The 20,273-nt window shown below is 42.9% G+C and carries 20 protein-coding genes and 1 pseudogene; 19 read left to right on the forward strand and 2 right to left on the reverse strand.

The features are described 5' to 3' along the window. Positions 1–909 (reverse strand): DUF2975 domain-containing protein, encoded by a 909-nt coding sequence (locus DWY07_RS06310; protein ID WP_117808516.1) that lies wholly within the window; start codon positions 907–909, stop codon positions 1–3. A 278-nt stretch (positions 910–1,187) separates the two neighbouring features. Between DWY07_RS06310 and fliB the strand changes: the two genes are divergently transcribed. The 4 genes from fliB (at position 1,188) to DWY07_RS06330 (ending at position 4,216) form a co-directional block, all read left to right on the forward strand. Next, positions 1,188–2,270 carry a flagellin lysine-N-methylase gene (gene fliB, locus DWY07_RS06315; protein WP_021944454.1) on the forward strand — a complete coding sequence of 361 codons (1,083 nt, stop codon included), beginning with the start codon at positions 1,188–1,190 and terminating at the stop codon, positions 2,268–2,270. Between the two features lie 89 nt (positions 2,271–2,359). Then, entirely contained in the window at positions 2,360–2,926 is a 567-nt protein-coding gene (locus DWY07_RS06320) for a TIGR00730 family Rossman fold protein (RefSeq protein ID WP_117822493.1), read from the forward strand. A 29-nt stretch (positions 2,927–2,955) separates the two neighbouring features. Then, positions 2,956–3,696 carry a DNA alkylation repair protein gene (locus tag DWY07_RS06325; RefSeq protein WP_021944452.1) on the forward strand — a complete coding sequence of 247 codons (741 nt, stop codon included), beginning with the start codon at positions 2,956–2,958 and terminating at the stop codon, positions 3,694–3,696. A gap of 46 nt (positions 3,697–3,742) precedes the next feature. Beyond that, positions 3,743–4,216, forward strand: a complete 474-nt coding sequence (locus DWY07_RS06330; RefSeq protein WP_117822494.1) for an LURP-one-related family protein — start codon at positions 3,743–3,745, stop codon at positions 4,214–4,216. Here the strand turns inward: DWY07_RS06330 and DWY07_RS06335 are convergent. Further along, positions 4,213–4,749 carry a TetR/AcrR family transcriptional regulator gene (locus DWY07_RS06335; RefSeq protein ID WP_008400525.1) on the reverse strand — a complete coding sequence of 179 codons (537 nt, stop codon included), beginning with the start codon at positions 4,747–4,749 and terminating at the stop codon, positions 4,213–4,215. The two genes, DWY07_RS06330 and DWY07_RS06335, sit on opposite strands and share 4 nt — an antisense overlap. Before the next feature lie 333 nt (positions 4,750–5,082). Between DWY07_RS06335 and glgB the strand changes: the two genes are divergently transcribed. The 15 genes and pseudogenes from glgB (at position 5,083) to atpD (ending at position 20,260) form a co-directional block, all read left to right on the forward strand. After that, entirely contained in the window at positions 5,083–6,954 is a 1,872-nt protein-coding gene (glgB, locus tag DWY07_RS06340) for a 1,4-alpha-glucan branching protein GlgB (RefSeq protein ID WP_117822495.1), read from the forward strand. A 17-nt stretch (positions 6,955–6,971) separates the two neighbouring features. Further along, positions 6,972–8,858: an aminopeptidase P family protein gene (locus DWY07_RS06345; RefSeq protein ID WP_117822496.1), complete on the forward strand. Its 1,887-nt coding sequence runs from the start codon at positions 6,972–6,974 to the stop codon at positions 8,856–8,858. Positions 8,859–8,880: 22 nt separating this feature from the next. Next, positions 8,881–10,467 (forward strand): zinc ribbon domain-containing protein, encoded by a 1,587-nt coding sequence (locus DWY07_RS06350; RefSeq protein WP_117822497.1) that lies wholly within the window; start codon positions 8,881–8,883, stop codon positions 10,465–10,467. Then, on the forward strand, positions 10,455–10,667 hold the full coding sequence (locus DWY07_RS06355) for a hypothetical protein (RefSeq protein ID WP_117822498.1): 213 nt from the start codon (positions 10,455–10,457) through the stop codon (positions 10,665–10,667). The genes DWY07_RS06350 and DWY07_RS06355 overlap by 13 nt, the downstream gene beginning before the upstream one ends. 661 nt (positions 10,668–11,328) lie before the next feature. After that, complete coding sequence (thrH, locus tag DWY07_RS06360; protein WP_021944446.1) at positions 11,329–11,931, forward strand: bifunctional phosphoserine phosphatase/homoserine phosphotransferase ThrH; 603 nt, start codon at positions 11,329–11,331, stop codon at positions 11,929–11,931. A gap of 123 nt (positions 11,932–12,054) precedes the next feature. Further along, positions 12,055–12,588, forward strand: coding sequence for an N-acetylmuramoyl-L-alanine amidase (locus DWY07_RS06365; protein ID WP_021944445.1), 534 nt, complete (start codon positions 12,055–12,057; stop codon positions 12,586–12,588). Between the two features lie 137 nt (positions 12,589–12,725). Further along, positions 12,726–13,625, forward strand: coding sequence for a Precorrin-6B methylase 2 (locus DWY07_RS06370; RefSeq protein ID WP_117822499.1), 900 nt, complete (start codon positions 12,726–12,728; stop codon positions 13,623–13,625). 268 nt (positions 13,626–13,893) lie between these two features. Then, entirely contained in the window at positions 13,894–14,367 is a 474-nt protein-coding gene (locus DWY07_RS06375; protein WP_021944443.1) for an HAD domain-containing protein, read from the forward strand. A 62-nt stretch (positions 14,368–14,429) separates the two neighbouring features. Further along, positions 14,430–15,101, forward strand: a pseudogene (locus DWY07_RS06380) (F0F1 ATP synthase subunit A); the annotation flags it as partial. A gap of 36 nt (positions 15,102–15,137) precedes the next feature. Then, the gene (atpE, locus tag DWY07_RS06385) at positions 15,138–15,362 is read left to right on the forward strand and encodes an ATP synthase F0 subunit C (protein WP_008400511.1); all 225 of its coding nucleotides are present in this window, start codon (positions 15,138–15,140) and stop codon (positions 15,360–15,362) included. A gap of 102 nt (positions 15,363–15,464) precedes the next feature. Next, entirely contained in the window at positions 15,465–15,968 is a 504-nt protein-coding gene (gene atpF, locus DWY07_RS06390; RefSeq protein WP_008400510.1) for a F0F1 ATP synthase subunit B, read from the forward strand. After that, entirely contained in the window at positions 15,949–16,458 is a 510-nt protein-coding gene (gene atpH, locus DWY07_RS06395) for an ATP synthase F1 subunit delta (RefSeq protein WP_021944441.1), read from the forward strand. The genes atpF and atpH overlap by 20 nt, the downstream gene beginning before the upstream one ends. A 6-nt stretch (positions 16,459–16,464) precedes the next feature. Beyond that, positions 16,465–17,973: a F0F1 ATP synthase subunit alpha gene (gene atpA, locus DWY07_RS06400; protein ID WP_008400508.1), complete on the forward strand. Its 1,509-nt coding sequence runs from the start codon at positions 16,465–16,467 to the stop codon at positions 17,971–17,973. Further along, entirely contained in the window at positions 17,974–18,858 is an 885-nt protein-coding gene (atpG, locus tag DWY07_RS06405) for an ATP synthase F1 subunit gamma (RefSeq protein WP_021944440.1), read from the forward strand. It begins immediately after the preceding gene. Positions 18,859–18,871: 13 nt separating this feature from the next. Next, the gene (gene atpD / locus DWY07_RS06410; RefSeq protein ID WP_044944676.1) at positions 18,872–20,260 is read left to right on the forward strand and encodes a F0F1 ATP synthase subunit beta; all 1,389 of its coding nucleotides are present in this window, start codon (positions 18,872–18,874) and stop codon (positions 20,258–20,260) included. Positions 20,261–20,273 lie beyond the last annotated feature (13 nt).

The following is a 20,273-nucleotide window of genomic DNA, read 5'->3' on the forward strand; positions in this document are numbered from 1 at the left end:
TTAAATGAATGCTTCATTTTCTTCTTCCAGCGTGTGTGCTGTCTCGAATTTCTTTGCAAGGATAAATGCCGTTACGGTCAGAAGTATCTCTATAATAGGAAGAGATACGGTAAAGGTCGTATCTGAAAGTGACGGAAGCATAAGAAGCTGCAGGATATTTCGAACAACTTCAAGTACTGCCGTAATGCAGAGAACTCTTACACACAGATGGGAGAGTGCCCCTGCATCCTGGATCGTCTGATCGGTGAAATGATTGTCTTTCAGAGAACGACACAGCCGGAAGGATGCGATCAATACCCAGATGAATAACAGGGATGGAACCAGGTCGCAGAGGAGTAACGGAATGCGGTCAGGCTGAAATGATCTCATGCTGCCATTATCAAGCATAACAGCACCATCTTCTGATGATATGATCCGGGAATACAGGTCAGGACCTGTTTGATTTGCAGAAGCCCATAGTTTTGGAAGCTTTATGAAACAGATATTAATGATTGATATGATCATTACAAGAATGATGAAAACCTGTGCGATCTTTGCCAGATTGATCTCATTTGCATACCGGATTATGGCAAGAACCCGGAGAATGATGTAACAGATAAAGATGGACCACAGGGTTGTCGATATTGCCAGATTGATCATAGGTATCGAATAACGAAAATAGGGGGTCATAAGCCCCGGATTTATCATCAGGTAAATGCCGATAAAGAGGGCAGCAGAGCATACGAGTAACAGATAGTCTGCACGGATCTTCTTTTTCCTCAGACAAAGAAGCAGAAATGCGATTGCCGGGAGACAGCAGATAATGATATAAAGTATGACCGCGATACAGTTACCGGAGTTTCCGGATAATGAAAGCTTTCGAAGCCATACTGCGATCCATTCAAACGGAGTTGTAAAAATCTGATTCATGGTTATATCCTTTCTGATAGCTGATTTTATCTAAAAATTATCGAAAAACAATAATTACAGTTTCAAAATATCATTAAAATTATCGTTTGTCAATAATTTCTATGGATTGCGAGCTTGATTCATTTATGCAGGTCTAATATAATAGAAATTGCCGTGTTCAGATTTCGTATCATTTGATTGAAGGATAAAATGATCGTTGGCATTTCGGCACCGGCATAAGGGAAAATGGGAGAGCAATATTCTCAGTGACGATATATAAATGTTTGTGAGGCAGAGATATGATTTATTCTTATCCGGATTATTATAAAAAGTTTAGATGTATAGCGGACAAATGCCCGGACACTTGCTGTTCTGACTGGCAGATCGTGATCGATGATGAATCACTGGAAAAATATCGGAATTACGCAGGAGAATACAGGCAGACACTTCACCGGAATATACAGTGGGAAGAAGGCGTATTCGGACATAACCGGAAGGGCAAATGTGCATTTTTGCGGGATGATGGACTGTGCGACATGTATAAGCATATGGGAAAAGACAGCTTATGCACGACCTGTCGGGAATATCCAAGACATACGGAAGAATTTGAAAATATAAGAGAGATTTCATTATCGCTTTCCTGCCCGGAGGTGGCAAGGATATTGATGCAGAAGACAGAACCGGTAACATTTGTCTGTGAAGAAGACGATGAGGAAGAAGTATTTGAGGATTATGATTATTTCCTGTTTTCCAATCTTGAGGATATCCGGGAGGAGATTTTGAAGATTACCCAGAACCGGGAAGAAAGTCTGAAAGCAAGGATCAGAAAGGTATTGCAGATCGGTGCTTCCGCACAGAGACATTATGAAGAAGGGGATCTGATCGACTGGGATGAATGTGAGGATACAGATAAAGTCTGCGTGAAAGATGAATATGAACTGTTCCGGAAGCATATGAGATTCCTGTCAGAGGAGCTGGAGCTGTTATATCAGGACTGGGACGATGTGCTGGTGGAATCCGAAGTGCTTTTGTTTGATCTGGGGGAAGCCGGTTTCACAGCGAATAAGAAACGATTTCTGTCATGGTGGGGAAACAGCAGCCTGCCTTCACTTGAAATCGTGCTGGAGCAGATCGTTGTTTATTTTATCTCGATCTATTTGTTAGGTGCGGTCTATGATGGGAATATTCTTGGTAAAATAGATTCCGCGGTGGGTCATGTGACAGTAATCTTCCTGCTGCTTCTCGCCAGATGGATAAAGTGCAGTGAGAAGTTAGAGATGGCTGATCTGATCGAACTGGTGTACCGGTATTCCAGAGAGATCGAACATTCGGATGAGAATCTCGACCGGGTGGAAGAACTGGACTGGTTTATAAGAATATAATTTGAATTTCAGTGAACTCTATAGCATACTATAGGATAAGGTTGCTTACAGAGCGATGAACAGTGATAAAAGGAAAATGGAGTAGCAGTATGAATATATGTATATTTGGTGCATCCAGTAATGACATTGATCAGGCATACATGGATGCGGTTTTTAATCTTGGAAAAAAGCTGGCAGAGAGAGGACATACATTAGTATTTGGCGCGGGTGCAAGAGGTCTTATGGGGGCTGCCGCCAGAGGAGCAAGTGCCGGAAACGGTGAGATCGTTGGCGTTGCACCGACATTTTTTAATGTGGACGGCATCATATATGACAAATGTACAGAGCTGATCCGGACAGAGACGATGCGTGAGCGGAAACAGATCATGGAGGATCAGAGTGATGCATTTATCATGGTGCCGGGTGGAATCGGAACATTTGAGGAATTTTTTGAGGTGCTGACTTTAAAGCAGCTTGGACGACATGGCAAGGCGATCATTGTCTATAACCAGGATGGATTCTTTAATTCCCTGTTTCAGATGATGGATGAATGTGTCGAGAAGGGTTTTATGAACCATGTAACAAACGAGATCTATCAGGTGATGACAGATATAGATGAGATCCTTTCTTATCTGGATGGCTATACACCGGAGGTTGGCAAGGTGTTTAAATTTTAAACGATATGGGTGCAGGTGCAGGAGGAAAAATGGGAGATACGAATGAATATACAGTTCACGATCTGGTACGGGATGAGTTGTATAAAAATATGGATGTTGAATATGGAAAATTTACAGCAAGTCTGTCACCGGGAGCAGGAAATATCATCGGCGTTCGGATTCCGGTGCTGCGCAAAATGGCGAAAGAGATCGCGTCTGTAAACTGGAAGGAGTATCTGGATGGTGCAAGGGATGATACCTTTGAAGAAGTCATGCTACAGGGCATCGTGCTAGGCTATGCCAGAGGAAAGATCGACGACATTCTCACATACATGGGACGGTTCATACCAAAGATCGATGACTGGTCGATCTGCGATACTTGCTGTAATACCTTTAAGATCGCAAACCAGTATCAGCAGGAAGTGTGGGATTTCCTGATGCCATATCTGGACGAGCAGGGAGTAATCGATGGCAAGCCTGCTAACGAGAGAAATCGTGAGTTTGAACTGCGGTTTGTAGCAGTTATGATGTTGAATTATTATCTGAATGATGCCTATATTGATAAGGTGTTATATGCATACGATCATATGAAGAATGATGGCTATTATCTGAAAATGGGTGTTGCATGGGGACTTGCAGAAGCCTATGTAAAATGTCCGGAGCCGACGAAGGTATTTTTAAATAATAACCATCTGGATGATTTCACATTTAACAAAGCAATCCAGAAGATGCAGGAATCCTTCCGTATCACACCGGAGGAAAAAGCTGCACTCAAGGCAATGAAGCGATGATAATGATAATATAAGTAAATATGGCGAAATGAGCGGAGGTGGCAGTATGAGAATGTATTTTAAACAGAGATTGTTTTCGTGGTTTGACAGTTATGATATTTATAATGAACAGGGGAATCCGATATATGTGGTAAAGGGACAGATATCCTGGGGACATTGTCTGAAGATTTTCGATCCATATGGGAATGAAGTCGGTACAGTAAAGGAGCAGATATTCACATTTCTTCCAAAATTTGAGATCTATCAGGGAAATCAATATCTGGGATGCATTAAGAAAGAGTTTTCCTTTCTTAAGCCCCGATATGATATTGATTATAATGGATGGCATATTGATGGAAGCTTTATGGAATGGGATTACAAGATCACAGATGCTGCAGGTGGTATGGTTGCATCCATATCAAAGGAACTGTTTCATATGACAGATCAATATGTGATCGATGTATATGATCCACAAAATGCACTTATTGCACTTATGTTTGTTCTGGCGATTGATGCAGAGAAGTGTTCGAGGAATGATTAGGAATGGTCGGCAATCCTTCCGATGGTATCGGCAAGAATCTCAATCACCTGCTCGGTATCTTCTTCCTTATATTTTAAGAAAGTATGTACGCTTCCTTGAATCAGCAGAGAAATTGTGATATTTTTCTCCAGATTGTCTTTGAATTCCGGATGCGTGATAAAGATCAGTTCCTTAATGCGGGCTTCCAGTTTGTTGGTGAGCACGCCACAGCTTCTGTCATCATCCGGGAAAAGAATGTTGAACAGATGTCCCTGTGTGATAAATGCGGTACAGAGCAGTCTGGCTGCGGCAGCCGGATCTGTGATGATAAGATCCGGATTTGGAATGTCTGCAACCAGTGACGTGATCGCGTCATTTTCCAGATATTCCGACAGATCGTAGATATCTTTAAAATGAAGATAAAATGTCTGTTTGCTGATATTTGCTTTCTGGGTCAGCTCCCGGATCGTAATCTTTTCGAGCGGTTTTGCCGCACGTAATTCTATAAAAGCACTGAAAATGCTGTTCTTGGTTTTCTGTATTCTTAAATCCATTGCAATCTCCTGATTTACTATTTGTTGACTATGGTCAATAAATTGACGTTATTCAATTATTGGCTATGGTGTCAGCTTTTGTAATCTCATATAATAAACATGTCTATTTTAATCTATAAATTTACTATAGTCAATAAAGAAACAAAACAGATGATTCTTACACGGGCAGTTCGACCTTGCTAACATGTGGACGCTCTCGCTCGTTTCAGCCTGCAACGGTACTAAGATGCCGCATATGCGCCATCTAAGGACCGGCGGCTTCAAATGCCACTAGTTGGCAAGGTCGAACTGCCCGTGCAAGAATCATCTGTATAAATACAAAAGGAGAATGACATGGATATTTACGAATTTTATTCCGGAAGAAGCTTTGATGCATATAGAGAACTGGGGGCGCATGTGAAGAAAGAGGTCACAGGAAAGAAGACGGTTGTCAGTGGTGTGGAATTTGTCACATATGCACCGAATGCTCTGGGGGTAAATGTGATCGGTGAATTCAACGACTGGAACGAGACGGTCATGGAACGCTGTTATGACGGCAGCTTTTTCAAGGTATTTGTGCCGGAAGCAAGACCGGGCATGATGTACAAATATAAGATCTATCACAGAGACGGCAGCAGCATGGAGCATTGTGATCCGTATGGCTTCGGCATGGAGCTGCGTCCGGCATTTGCATCCATTATTCGGGATATGGATACTTATCGTTTCCATGATGCCAAATGGATGAAGAACCGTAGTGTATGTCAGGGAAGTCCACTTAACATCTATGAAGTTCATCTGGGTTCCTGGCGCACAAAACCGGTCTTTGATGAACAGGGAAATCCGCTGACACCGGAGGAGATCGCAGAAAGCAACCGGATAGCGGAGAGCTGGTATACCTATAAGGAGATCGCTCCGATGCTTGCGGAATATGTGAAAGAGCAGGGATATAATTATGTAGAGTTCATGCCGCTCTCCGAGCATCCGTCCGATCAGTCCTGGGGCTATCAGAATACCGGATTTTTCAGTCCGACATCCAGATATGGAACAGCAGATGACCTGAAGGAAATGATTGATATTCTGCATCAGCATAATATTGGCACAATTCTTGATTTTGTTCCGGTTCATTTCGCACTTGATGGCTATGGACTTGCCAGATATGATGGCACGGCATTGTATGAATATCCAAGCAACGATGTGGGATACAGTGAGTGGGGAAGCATGAACTTCATTCATTCCAAAGGAGAAGTGCGGAGCTTCTTACAGTCTGCGTCGAATTACTGGCTGTCAGAGTATCATTTTGACGGACTTCGTATGGATGCGATCAGCCGTATCATTTACTGGATGGGCGATGAGAGCCGTGGTGTAAATGACCGGGCGGTTGATTTTATCCGGAATATGAATCAGGGGTTAAAGGATCGTCATCCTTCGATCATCCTGTGTGCCGAAGACTCGACAGACTTTAAGGGTACAACGAAGGAAACAAAATATGGTGGACTGGGCTTTGATTACAAATGGGATATGGGCTGGATGAATGATACACTGAATTTCTTCCGTACACTTCCATTTGTCCGCGGCGAGCATTATCATGACCTGACATTCTCGATGATGTATAACTATAATGAACGATATCTGCTTCCTTTGTCACACGATGAGGTTGTACATGGAAAGGCAACGATCATTCAGAAGATGGCGGGTATGTATGAAGAAAAGTTCCCGCAGGCAAAGGCATTATATGCTTATATGTATGCGCATCCGGGCAAGAAGCTGAACTTTATGGGAAATGAGATCGGACAGTTCCGCGAGTGGGATGAGAAGCGCGAGCAGGACTGGGATCTTTTGAAATATCCGAACCATGATTCTTTCCACCAGTATATGAAAGCACTGAATAAGATTTATATGAAAGAGCCGGCATTATCTGCATGGGATGATGATCCGAATGGATTTGCATGGATCCTTTGCGGTAAGGAAAATGATGTTGTCTATATCTTTCAGCGCGAAGTAAATGAAGATAAGGTGATCGTTGTATTAAACCTGTCGGGACTTGTATATAAAAATTATCACTTTAATTATGGAAATGGTGATACAATGAAGGTACTGATCAACAGCGACTGGAATAAGTTTGGCGGAAGCACAAAAGATACAGAGAAAACGATTAAGGGTGTAAATGGAGATTTTGGATTTGACCTTCCGGCATTTTCCGGAATTTACCTGAAACCGGTCGATTAGAACATGAGAAGGTGAATATGATGACGACAATAGAGAAGCTGGCAGAGCTGCGTGAGAAAATGAAGGAAACAGGTGTAGATGCTTATGTGATCACTACGGATGACTTTCATGCATCCGAATATGTTGGAGCATATTTCAGGGAAAGAGAATATATGTCCGGGTTTACAGGATCTGCCGGAACACTGGTTGTGCTCCCTGATACGGCGGCATTGTTTACAGATGGGCGGTATTTCATTCAGGCGGAAGCACAGCTTGCAGGCAGTACGATCGAACTGATGAAGAGTGGACAGCCGGGCGTTCCAACGATCGAAGAATATTTGTATGACCATCTGGAACCGGAAAAGGTTGTAGGCTTTGATGGAAGAACCGTCAGCTTGGATTTTGCTGATAGGATGCTTGGCAAACTGGGCGATAAAAAGGTTACTTTAAATGGTGAACTGGATCTGGTCGATGAACTCTGGGCGGACAGACCGGAGCTGTCACATGAGCCGGTATTTGAATTACCATTTTCATACACAGGCGAAACCCGTGCGGATAAGCTTGCGCGTGTCAGAGCGTCAATAAGATCCGCAGGTGCGGATGCCCGGGTGATCTCTGCGCTGGACGAGATCGCATGGCTTCTGAATCTGCGAGGAAATGATATAGACTGTAATCCGGTATTCCTGTCATATATGCTGATCGCAGATGAAGACTGTCGTTTATATATCAATGATGCAATCTTAAACGATGAAATCACCAGAGGACTTGCCGTTGATGGGATCACACTTCATCCGTATAATGAGATCTATACGGATCTGAAGCGGTTGCCGGAGGTCATTCAAACACATAAAAAGGCAGAGCAGGTAACAATATTGCTGGATGGTTGTCAGGCCAATTACAGATTGAGAAGCTGTATACCGGAGACTGTATCCGTAGTCGATGAACCGTCTGCTATTCAGTTGATGAAGGCACAGAAGAATTCTGTAGAGTGCGAAAATGAACGGAATGCGCATATCAAGGATGGAGTTGCTGTAACGAAATTTATCTACTGGCTTAAGCATCATATCGGAACAGAAACGATCACAGAGCTTTCGGCAGCAGAGAAGCTGGAGTCTTTTCGAAAAGAGCAAAAGGGGTATATCGAGCCGAGCTTTGATACGATATCTGCATATGGTCCACATGGCGCGATCGTACATTATGAACCGACAGAGGAGACAAATGTCGAACTAAAACCGGAGAGCTTCTTATTAGTGGACAGCGGCGGCCATTACATGGAGGGAACAACTGATATCACCAGAACGATCACGCTCGGAACTCTGACAGAGGAAGAGAAATGGGCGTATACACTGGTGTTGATCGGACATCTGAATCTGGCAGCAGCAAGATTTAAACATGGAACGCGTGGTGAGAATCTCGATTATCTGGCGCGTGAACCACTGTGGCGGTATGGCCTGGATTTCAATCACGGCACCGGTCATGGAGTCGGATATCTGTTAAATGTACACGAAGGGCCAAACAGGATCCACTTCCGAATCATGGAAGAACGCAGACCGACAGCAGTATTCGAAGACGGAATGATCACGTCAGATGAACCGGGTATATATATAGAAGGAAGGTTTGGCATCCGTCATGAGAATCTGGTTCTTTGTAAGAAAGCAGGAAAACCGGCAGGCAAGCTTCCGGAGGTATTCTTGAAAGAAACGGAAGCAAATGGAACATTTCTGGAATTTGAAACTCTGACCTGGGTTCCGTTTGATACAGAAGCTTTGATACCGGAACTGATGACAGATCGTGAGCTCCAACGATTGAATGAATATCACAAGAATGTGTACGAGAAGATCGCTCCACATCTGACGGAGGAAGAACGCATATGGCTGGAGCAGGCAACGAGTCCAGTATCGAAAAAATATCATAATATAATTTGATGAATTTCAAGGGGAGAAACATATGATCTATAAGTGTGAGGCATGTGGGGGTGTGCTGGTATATGATCCGGATCTCGGAAAAATGAAATGTACACAATGTGGTCAAACAAGTGAACGCAGATTCCATATGAAGTTAAAGGAAGTAGATCCGGATACAGAGGAAAAAGAAGACGGAAAACGATCATTTGACAATCTGTGGTTTGGTCTTGATAAAGATCAGAAGTGGCATGGAGAGAAGGAAATCCAGATCAATCCTGACTGGGATGCGGATCTGTTGGCATTTGAGATGCGGAATAACAGACCGGAAGATATATCGGCTGCATCAAAACAGACGGAAGCAGAAGATATATCAGAAAAATCAGAGCAGCAGGCACAAGACACTGCTTATACAGATGACCGGAGAGAGATGCAGGGAGAACGACTGATGTCGGTTCAGATATTCCGCTGTACTTCCTGCGGAGCACAGATTATGATCCATGGAAATGAGCGGGCAACTTTTTGTTCGTTTTGTGGACAGCCGACGGTTATATTTGACCGTGAATCGAAGGAAGTATGGCCGGATTATATCATTCCATTTTCCATAACGGAACAGCAGGCAGTGGATGCGATCAAAGAGAAATTCGGTACAGGCAGATATGTGCCAAGAGAGATCAAGCATCCGAAGATTGACAAGATCCGTGGAATCTATATTCCATATTGGCTGTATACAGTGTATATGCGGAAAAAAGCAAATCTGCATCTGGTAACGAGTAATGAAGCTGAGAAGAAAGAACCGGAAAATATCTTTAATGCCGGAATGAACAGAAACCAATCCTTTTATACGATGCTGCAGTCATCGAAGAAGATGGGATTGTATCCGGGATCATTTCAGAATCAGAAATATGATGCGGAAACGAGAAGTGTCTCTGTAGGTATAAATGAGAAGACAGATATGTTTGCAGATGCATATGGAAATTTTGAACAGGTTACCTTTGATGCATCCAGAAAATTAGATGATCGGCTATCCAGTCGTCTGGAACCATATCATATGGAAGCATTAAAGCCATTTGATCCATCGTATCTGTCCGGATTCTATGCAGATCGGTATGATGTGCCGTCCAGAGAGGCTGCGCCGGACATCCATCAGAGGATAAGTGATGCTATGGATAAAGCAATGATAGAAGATACAGGAACGACTTACATAGAGAAGAGCATTGAACAGTACAGTGTGGATAAGATTGAGTATGCGCTCCTGCCTGCATGGTTCATGACCTTCTGGTATAGGCATGAGCTTTATACGATTCTGGTCAATGGGCAGACCGGAAAGGTTGTTGGCAATATTCCAGTGAATAAAAGGAGTTTTATTTCGGATGCGGTGATGGCCGGAGTTGTATGCTGCACGATCGGAGCGGTTGTATTTTATGAAATCAATCAGGGAATTGCAAAAGGGTATGGCTTTTTCCATGAATATGGAGGGTCGATCATTGTATTCCTTTTTATGCTGGCGGCGGGACTTTTTACCAGAAATCTCAGTAAATACAACAGGTATAAGCACGACAAAGAACGACTTGCATCCTCAACAACGACTGATTATGTAAAAGAAAGGCAGGATAAGACATGGATTCGATAAATATTTTACTTGCAGGATTTAAATTGTTACCGATCATACAGGGCATTGTCTGTGGCGGACTGTTTGCGGCAGGTCTGTTGCTGTCGTGGATGCTTCGCTCCAACCTCCATGGCGAGATGGAAACAGAGAAGGAATTTGCCCAACAGCACAAAATCTCCTACTACCAGATTGACCAGGGCCACAAGATTTTATTCTTCTGATCCATCTTCGATACATATGGCTGGCGTCAGGGCTGCACCGGGCATTGCAATAACGAGTTCCGGGTTTCTATTCGGTTCGCACGCTTATTTGTCAGCAGTCGCCCAAACTCGTCCTTACGGACTCAGACAAGGGCTTTGTGCTGACAGCTAGTGCAAACCTCATAACGAAATCCTCACAATGTTATTGCAATGCCCGGTGCAGCCCTGACGTCAGCCATATGTATCTTATAACGATAAAGGAGCAAAGCTTTTGATATAGGAAGGATTCTCTGTGCAACATTTCTGATATATAGACATCACCTTGTATCTGTAGCAGATACAAGGCAGAGGGAGAGAAATGTACATAAGTGGAAAGAATAGCTGGGGTGGGTTGTAGATGGGCTATCCGTATGTATATAAAAGATATATAGTGGAGTTTCCGTAGGGAGCTACATATTGCCAGCGAATGCGGGTGCATGTCTGAGTCCGAAGGACGAGTTTGCACAGGAGCATGAGCGAATCAGGCATATGTAGTTCACAGGGAACGAAACGGATCTTTTATATACATACGGATAGCCCATTCATAACCCACCCCAGCTATTCTGTTAGCCCAAGGGTATTGCAGAATGGCAGGCGGTATATTATAATGAAGCGAGAATGTAGATAACAGGAGGAACCCGAAATGGACATTGTATGTTTGGATTTGGAAGGCGTATTAGTACCGGAGATTTGGATCGCATTTGCAGAGGCAAGCGGTATCCCGGAGTTAAAGAGAACAACAAGAGATGAGCCGGATTATGACAAATTAATGAACTGGCGTCTTGGCATATTAAAAGAACATGGACTTGGCTTAAAAGAGATTCAGGAAACGATCGCAAAGATCGATCCGATTCCCGGTGCAAAGGAATTCTTAGATGAGCTTCGTTCCATGACACAGGTTATCATTATCAGTGATACATTTACACAGTTTGCAAGCCCGCTTATGAAGAAGCTCGGCTGGCCGACAATTTTCTGTAATTCATTAGAGGTAGCAGAAAGTGGAGAGATCACAGGCTTTAAGATGCGTTGTGAGAAATCCAAATACACAACCGTAAAAGCACTTCAGTCTATCGGTTATGATACGATCGCAAGTGGTGACAGCCACAACGATCTTGGAATGATCCGCGCAAGCAAGGCCGGATTCCTCTTTAAGAGTACCGATCAGATCAAAGCAGACAATCCTGATCTTCCGGCTTATGAGACATATGATGAGCTGCTCGCAGCTATCAAGAAAGTACTGGCTTAAGATCGGTCCTTTCATATAAAAATGTACGCAGTATGTAAGAAAGGCATATTAAGGTCATGAAAATTAAGTACATATAACAGAGAACCTGCATATACTGTAGCAAACAGAGTATGCAGGTTTTTTATGGCTATAAAAATAATGATCGATGCCGGACATGGTGGATTTGACAATGGGGCATCTTATAATGGCAGAACGGAGAAGAATGACAACCTGAATTTGGCTTTGGCACTTGGTGATGCGTTGTCAGAGCTTGGTTATGACGTGGAATTTACGAGAACGACAGATGTCTATGATTCGCCGACAAGAAAAGCACAGATCGGAAATGAGAGCGGTGCGGATTATTTTATCTCCCTGCACAGGAATGCTGCACCGTATCCGAACAAATATAACGGAGTGGAAACCTTGGTTTATAATACATCAGGGATTGCATATGAAATGGCAGAAAATGTGGATGCAGAGCTTGCAAAGATCGGATTTGAGAATCTGGGAGTTGAGGAACGGAAGAATCTGGCTGTTCTGCGCCGGACAACGATGCCGGCAATTCTGATCGAGACTGGATTTATTGACAGTGATAAGGATAATTATCTGTTTGATTACCGGTTTGAAGATATCGTGAATGCGATCGCACTCGGAATTGATGAAACACTTCGTGGATAGATGTGTGAAAAGCGCACAAAAGAATTTACAGTTAACGAGAAAAATTGTATAATTATAAAGACTGTTTTAGAAAACGACAATCCGATTGGAGAAGGTTTCTGATTGGAAAATACGATAGAAAAGTGGGGTAGAAAACAATGAAAAATACGTTCAGTAATTCAGGCATGTTGAACTGGCTTGGCTTTTTTGCGAATAAGATGGATGTCAGCCCGGAGAAGATAAAGATGCTTAATATCTGCGGCAGACAGAAAAATGTCGTGCCAACGATTGATACACACAAGCGGGTTCTGATCTATACAGATACCAGTCATGAGGATCTCTTCTATACATTATGGGAAGCGGGATTTGGCGAATATGATATCTGGATCGGCGAGGGAACAGAGCCGGGAAGTGAACTTACAAATGCAAAACTCAAGAATGTTATTAATAAGAAGATATCCGAACCGACGGTTGTCTTTATCGTAAATGAGAAGACCAGAGAATCCGTTCGGTATGGCATGAAGAATGATCTGTTTACAAAGGGCTCGGTTCATTATGTATGCAATGAGATCCGCGCGGTTATCATGAGTATTCTCGGTGTAGATACGCATGACACGATTCTTGCTCTGATGGCAGAGAGTATCGTTATCGAAGCTGCGATCACAGCGAGTGAAGGTCAGATCATTGCAGTAGAGCCGGACAGCGGTTCCAGAAGATCTATGGAGGAAAATGTTGAGAAGTTTGGAGTTCATAACGTGCAGATCATTCCAGATATGAGCGAAGAATCCTTAAGTAAGATTCCGGTACCAAGACTTGCATTTATCGTTGCGAATCATTATCTGGAATCTGATATTGAACGCCTGCTTGCGATCAATCCGCAGATGCAGTTTGTTATTTACACATTAGATCTTGGTATCCTTGCAGAGACCAAGCTGATTTTTGACAAATTCGGTATTCAGAATATGGAAGCGTTACAGATCAACGTATCCAAGACAAATAAAGAAAATGTATTTGTTGCTCAGCCGGCACCATGGATCATTACAGGTGGGGCTGAATAGAATACAGATATTCAGAAATAAAGCCCCATTCTCCGGTAAGAGTTTCTTCTGTTTTATGAACAACGTAAAAAACAGAAGAAAGCCTGAAAAGGATGGGGCTATTTTACTTTACAGAGTAGAATTAGTTATGATTTTTTATAAAAAGTTTAGAAATATATTTTTTATTAATATATTAATAAAAGGTGAAAAATAAAAAATGGTGTGCTATAATACGTTGTTGTTTAAAGGACGACTGGAAGCACATGGAAGGATGCAGGAGGAAATTTAAATGAAAGTCATTTTTTTCGACATTGACGGTGTGTTAAATTCAAACAAATTCATCTGTAACAATCCGGGTGAAACCGTTGACAGAAAAAATGTAAAAAACCTTGCAGATGTTGTAAAGGCAACAGATGCGAAGCTGGTAGCGATCTTTAACTGGCGGAAAGAGGTTATGAAAGATCCGGTATGTGACGAGAGAGCACAGGAGCTGATCCTGAAGCTTAAGGAGGAAGGTCTCGTTATATCCGATGTAACTCCGCCGCAGGAACATATATCCGGCAAGTATGAGGATTATGGACGGTGCTTTGAGGTTAAGGACTATGTAGACCAACACGATGTAGACAGGCTGGTGATCTTAGATGACATGGATTCAGACTGGGACAGAGTTGGACTTGCTGATTACTGGATCAATACGGAGAATACAGTAAAAGGATTTTCCGAGAGTGATGCAAGAGAAGTAATAAATATCCTTAACAGTTAGTATGCCCTTTGAAAAAATTACATGAGAGGAAGTGAAGACCTACGGGTGACCTTGCAGAAAAGTTAACAGAGGAGCTGAATTGCGAGACTCTCTTTACCATTCCAATTTTTGGTGGAATCCCGATCTCGGAATCAATCGTGGTAACATGGATCATTATGGCGGTACTTGTTCTGTTGTCCGTTATACTTGTCCGGAATCTGAAAGTTGAGAATCCGGGAAAGAAACAGCTTGCTCTGGAGTCGATCATTACGACATTTAATAATCTGTTTAGTGACGTTTTGGGAGAAAAAGGTAAGGCATATATACCGTATCTGATCACTGTCATTTTGTATATCGGAATGGCAAATATCGCAGGTATATTTGGATTTAAACCACCAACCAAGGATCTGAACGTAACAGCAGCACTGGCGATCATGAGTATAGTCATGGTTCAGGTTGTCTGTATCAGAAGCAGGGGACCGAAAGGCTGGCTTAAGAGCTTTGCAGAGCCGGTAGCAATAGTAGCACCTATAAATGTAATGGAGCTTGTAATAAAACCATTGTCGTTATGTATGCGATTGTTCGGCAATGTTTTAGGTGCATTTGTTGTAATGAAATTAATTGAGGCGGTAGCGCCTGTCATTGTGCCTATTCCGTTAAGCCTTTATTTTGATATCTTTGATGGCTTACTTCAGGCATTTGTATTCACATTCTTAACTGCACTCTACATGCAGGAAGGATTGGGAGAAGACTAAGATTAACATAAGGAAAATGAAAAGGAGATAATAATTATGAATACAGTAATCGCAATTGGAGCTGCTATAGCAGTATTAACAGGTATTGGTGCAGGTATCGGACTTGGAATCGCAACATCAAAGGCAGTAGAAGCAGTAGCAAGACAGCCGGAAGCAGACAGTAAGATCACAAAGCTTCTGATCATTGGTGGAGCACTTGCAGAGGCAACAGCCGTTTACGGTCTGGTAATTGGTCTTTTGATCATTCTTCTTCTGAAATAATATTTATAAGAATATGATGATTGCGGCACTATATCATAATAGATATGAAGGAATCGTAATTGTCGGATAACGAAAACAGACAGAAAGGCAGGAGGTCATTAAATGATAAATTTAAGTGTCTCGTCCATAGCCATAACCATAATTAATATTATAGTTTTGTTTCTTCTGTTAAAGAAATTCCTGATCGGTCCGATCAATAAGATCATGGCAGAACGTGAAGAGATGATCAAATCCTCGATCGCGAATGCCAATCAGACGAAGGATGATGCCATGAAACTGAAGCAGCAATATGAAGATACTCTCGCAGGTGTTCAGGATGAATGTGATACCATGCGGGATAAATCCAGACAGGCTGCACAGAATGAATATAACAGGATTGTGGCAGATGCAGGCGAGAAATCAAACCGTATGATCAAGGATGCGGAAAAAACTATAGAAGTACAGCGTGAAAAGGCTTTGAGCGATATGGAATCTCAGGTTGCAGAGCTTGCAATGTCGGCAGCGGCTAAGATTCTGGGTGAAGACTCAAATGACGCGAAAAATCAGTCACTATATGATGAGTTTATAGAAAAAGCAGGTGAGGCCCATGACACAGAAAGCAATTAATTATGCTGAAGTTTTGTGCGAGCTGAATATTGATGCGGCTGAGCTTTCAGATATGGAAGCAGTTGTCAGGGAGAATCCTGAATTACAGGAGGCACTTACGTGTCCGGTTGTCAGCAGAGAAAAAAAGTCAGAAGTTATCGATAAGATATTCGACGGTTCAAAGACTACGGTAAAATTCTTAAAGGTACTTTGCAACAATTCTGATTTTGATCAGTTCTTTGAGATATGCAGGGAATACAGAGTTCTTATAAAGAAGAAGGCAGATGTCCTTCTTGCAACCCTTTATTATGTGACACCTCCAACGGAGACACAGAAGAAGGGGATTGAAGATTTTCTGAAAAAGGAATATAAGACCTCAGATGTGGAACTGACATTGGAGAAGAAAGACAGTCTGATCGGCGGCTTTATTATTAAGGTCGGAAATAAGGAATATGACTGGAGTCTGGCAGGCAGATGTAAGCGGCTTACACAAAGATTGGTTACGAGGTGATAAGATTTGAGTTCAATAAGTTCAGGAGATATTATCTCCATACTGAAAAGTGAGATAGAGAATTTTGACTTCGACACCCGGGACAAAGAAGTAGGAACTGTCATCTGGGTAGGAGATGGAATAGTAACGATATATGGTATTGATAATGCCATGTATGGTGAGATTGTAGTATTTGAAAATGGTATCAAGGGTATGGTACAGGATATCAGAAGAACCGAGATTGGATGTATCCTGTTCGGAAAAGATACCGGAATAAAAGAAGGTACAAAGGTTACCAGAACAGGTAAGAGAGCCGGCGTACCGGTAGGTGAAGAATTCCTTGGAAGAATCATCAATGCATTGGGTGCACCAATTGATGGTAAGGGAGCGATCAAAGAGGCAGATTACATGCCGGTTGAGCAGGAAGCACCAAGTATCGCAGACAGACAGTCGGTCAATGAACCACTTCAGACCGGTATTCTGTCGATCGATTCCATGTTCCCGATCGGTAAAGGACAGCGTGAGCTGATCATCGGTGATCGTCAGACCGGTAAGACTTCGATCGCACTTGATACGATCATCAACCAGCGTGGAAAGGATGTTGTCTGCATCTATGTAGCGATCGGTCAGAAAGCATCCACCGTTGCAAAGATTGTTTCCACACTTGAGAAGAATGATGCAATGGACTATACGATCATTGTAGCATCAACAGCCAGTGATCCTGCACCGCTTCAGTATATAGCACCATATGCAGGAACATCGATGGCAGAATATTTTATGCATAAGGGAAAAGACGTGCTCATCGTATACGATGATCTGTCAAAGCATGCAGTAGCATACAGAACACTGTCCTTGTTACTTGGACGTTCCCCTGGACGTGAGGCATATCCTGGTGATGTATTCTATCTGCATTCCAGACTGCTTGAGCGTTCCAGTAAGTTAAAGGATTCATTAGGCGGTGGTTCGATCACAGCCCTTCCTATTATAGAGACACAGGCAGGTGATGTATCTGCATACATCCCAACAAATGTTATCTCCATCACGGATGGTCAGATCTTCCTTGAGAGTGATCTGTTCTTCTCAGGTATGCGTCCTGCGGTAAATGTAGGATTGTCCGTATCCCGTGTCGGTGGTGCAGCGCAGACCAAGGCTATGAAGAAAGCAACCGGTACCGTCCGTATCGACCTTGCACAGTTCCGTGAGATGGAAGTATTCACCCAGTTCAGTTCCGATCTGGATGAGAATACAAAGGAGCAGCTTACTTATGGTAAGGGATTGATGGAGCTGTTAAAGCAGCCGTTATGTCATCCGCTTAGTATGGCAGAGCAGGTTATTACACTGGTTGCAGCAACAAATAAGCTGTTCTTAAATGTAGATATCAAGAAAGTAAAGCAGACACAGATGGATATGCTTGCATATTTCAAGGATGCAGAACCGGATGTTATCAAAGAGATTGAAGAAGGAAAGGTTCTTACAGATGATCTGAAAGAACATATTCTTGAAGCAGGAAAAGAGTTTATGAAGAGGGTGGAGTAATTGGCAAGTACCAAAGAAATCCAAAACAGAATAAAAAGCATTAAGGATACAATGAAGATCACAAATGCCATGTACATGATCTCTTCTTCCAAACTGAAAAAAGCGAAGAAGGATCTGGAGAATACGGAACCGTATTTCTATACTTTACAGGTTTCTCTGGCACGACTGTTACGACATCTTCCTGATATGGATCATCTTTATTTCGAAAATGAAGACGATGAAAAGAAGGAAAATCCAAAAAGAGGTTATATTGTAGTTACAGCCGATAAGGGCATGGCAGGTGCATATAACCATAATATCATTAAGATCGCAGAAGAAGAACTGGCAAACCACCCGGACAGCGAATTATACGTTGTCGGACAGGTGGGAAGACATTATTTTGCAAGGAAGAATGTGCCGGTTGATATTCATTTCCAGTATACAGCACAGAACCCAAGTCTTCACAGAGCAAGGGTTATTGCGGATAAGATGCTGGAAAACTATGAAAGCGGTAAGATCGATGAAGTCTATATCATTTATACGAAGATGATAAACAGTGTAACGGCAGAGCCGGAGATGATCCAGCTTCTTCCGTTCAGAAAGATGGATTTCAAGATCTCACAGGCGGATGTCTATCATGAGGAGATCATCATTGAACCTTCTCCGAGAGCGGTCATGGATCGAATTGTTCCGAATTATATTACAGGTTTCATATATGGAGCACTGGTTGAATCCTTCTGTAGTGAACAGAATTCCCGAATGATGGCAATGGATTCTGCAACCAGAAGTGCGAAAGATATGTTAGCTGATCTCAGTATTAAATACAACAGAGCCAGACAGGCTGCGATCACGCAGGAGATTACCGAGGTAGTTGGTGGTGCGAAGGCTCTGCAGAATAAGAAATAGGAGGTCTGATGTTTTGAAAAACGGTAAAATAGTACAGGTCATGGGACCTGTTGTAGACGTAGAATTTCCGGATAATGATTTACCAAACATCAAGGATGCTCTGGAAGTTGATAATCATGGAAAGAAATGCATAATGGAAGCTGCACAGCACATCGGAAATAATACCGTCAGATGCATCATGCTGGCAGCAAGCGAGGGCTTATCCAGAGATATGGAGGTTGTTCCGACAGGATCAGGAATCAAGGTTCCGGTTGGTACAGATACCCTTGGCAGATTATTTAATGTAACCGGTGACACTCTGGACGGTGGACCGAATCTGGCAGATACAGAGCACTGGGTCATCCACAGAGATCCTCCGTCATTTGAGGATCAGAGCCCTGTTGTTGAGATTCTCGAAACAGGTATCAAGGTTATCGATCTTCTTGCCCCATATGCCAAAGGTGGTAAGATCGGTCTGTTCGGTGGTGCCGGTGTAGGTAAGACCGTTCTGATCCAGGAGCTGATCCAGAATGTAGCAACAGAGCATGGCGGATATTCTATCTTCACCGGTGTTGGTGAGCGTTCCAGAGAGGGTAATGACCTCTGGACAGAGATGAAAGAGTCAGGGGTATTGTCCAAGACAGCCTTAGTGTTTGGACAGATGAACGAGCCACCTGGAGCAAGAATGCGTGTTGCGGAAACAGGACTTACGATGGCAGAATATTTCCGTGACGTAAATCATCAGGATGTGTTATTATTTATAGATAATATCTTTCGTTTTGTACAGGCAGGATCAGAGGTTTCTTCCCTGCTTGGACGTATGCCATCCGCAGTTGGTTATCAGCCAACTCTGGCAAATGAGCTTGGTGAGTTGCAGGAGCGAATCGCTTCTACAAAGTCAGGATCCGTTACATCCGTACAGGCAGTTTATGTGCCTGCCGATGACCTGACAGACCCGGCTCCGGCAACTACATTTGCGCATCTGGATGCGACAACCGTTCTTTCCAGAAAGATCGTAGAACAGGGTATCTATCCTGCTGTTGATCCTCTGGAATCCAATTCCCGTATTCTGGAGGTGGACGTTGTCGGTGAAGAACATTATAATGTAGCCAGAGGCGTTCAGGAGATTCTTCAGAAATACAGAGAATTACAGGATATCATCGCAATTCTTGGTATGGAAGAATTATCAGAGGAAGATAAGATTACGGTTACAAGAGCACGTAAGGTGCAGAAGTTCTTATCACAGCCATTCCATGTAGCAGAGAACTTTACAGGTGTTCCGGGAAAATATGTACCTCTTAAAGAAACAGTAAAGGGCTTTAAGGCTATCTTAGACGGTGAGATGGATGAATATCCTGAGTGGGCATTCTTTAACGTAGGCGGAATCGAAGAAGTCAAAGAAAAAGCCGCAAAGGGACAGTAGGATAAAGGAGGCA

Source organism: Clostridium sp. AF23-6LB (assembly GCF_003461085.1).
Taxonomy (GTDB): Bacteria; Bacillota; Clostridia; order Lachnospirales; family Lachnospiraceae; genus Coprococcus; species Coprococcus ammoniilyticus.

Excerpts from the sequence above, each read along its gene's own strand:
- DWY07_RS06310 (WP_117808516.1), bottom strand. The coding sequence starts at position 909 with ATGAATCAGATTTTTACAACTCCGTTTGAATGGATCGCAGTATGGCTT.
- fliB (WP_021944454.1), top strand. The coding sequence starts at position 1,188 with ATGATTTATTCTTATCCGGATTATTATAAAAAGTTTAGATGTATAGCG.
- DWY07_RS06320 (WP_117822493.1), top strand. The coding sequence starts at position 2,360 with ATGAATATATGTATATTTGGTGCATCCAGTAATGACATTGATCAGGCA.
- DWY07_RS06325 (WP_021944452.1), top strand. The coding sequence starts at position 2,956 with ATGGGAGATACGAATGAATATACAGTTCACGATCTGGTACGGGATGAG.
- DWY07_RS06330 (WP_117822494.1), top strand. The coding sequence starts at position 3,743 with ATGAGAATGTATTTTAAACAGAGATTGTTTTCGTGGTTTGACAGTTAT.
- DWY07_RS06335 (WP_008400525.1), bottom strand. The coding sequence starts at position 4,749 with ATGGATTTAAGAATACAGAAAACCAAGAACAGCATTTTCAGTGCTTTT.
- glgB (WP_117822495.1), top strand. The coding sequence starts at position 5,083 with ATGGATATTTACGAATTTTATTCCGGAAGAAGCTTTGATGCATATAGA.
- DWY07_RS06345 (WP_117822496.1), top strand. The coding sequence starts at position 6,972 with ATGATGACGACAATAGAGAAGCTGGCAGAGCTGCGTGAGAAAATGAAG.
- DWY07_RS06350 (WP_117822497.1), top strand. The coding sequence starts at position 8,881 with ATGATCTATAAGTGTGAGGCATGTGGGGGTGTGCTGGTATATGATCCG.
- DWY07_RS06355 (WP_117822498.1), top strand. The coding sequence starts at position 10,455 with ATGGATTCGATAAATATTTTACTTGCAGGATTTAAATTGTTACCGATC.
- thrH (WP_021944446.1), top strand. The coding sequence starts at position 11,329 with ATGGACATTGTATGTTTGGATTTGGAAGGCGTATTAGTACCGGAGATT.
- DWY07_RS06365 (WP_021944445.1), top strand. The coding sequence starts at position 12,055 with ATGGCTATAAAAATAATGATCGATGCCGGACATGGTGGATTTGACAAT.
- DWY07_RS06370 (WP_117822499.1), top strand. The coding sequence starts at position 12,726 with ATGAAAAATACGTTCAGTAATTCAGGCATGTTGAACTGGCTTGGCTTT.
- DWY07_RS06375 (WP_021944443.1), top strand. The coding sequence starts at position 13,894 with ATGAAAGTCATTTTTTTCGACATTGACGGTGTGTTAAATTCAAACAAA.
- atpE (WP_008400511.1), top strand. The coding sequence starts at position 15,138 with ATGAATACAGTAATCGCAATTGGAGCTGCTATAGCAGTATTAACAGGT.
- atpF (WP_008400510.1), top strand. The coding sequence starts at position 15,465 with ATGATAAATTTAAGTGTCTCGTCCATAGCCATAACCATAATTAATATT.
- atpH (WP_021944441.1), top strand. The coding sequence starts at position 15,949 with ATGACACAGAAAGCAATTAATTATGCTGAAGTTTTGTGCGAGCTGAAT.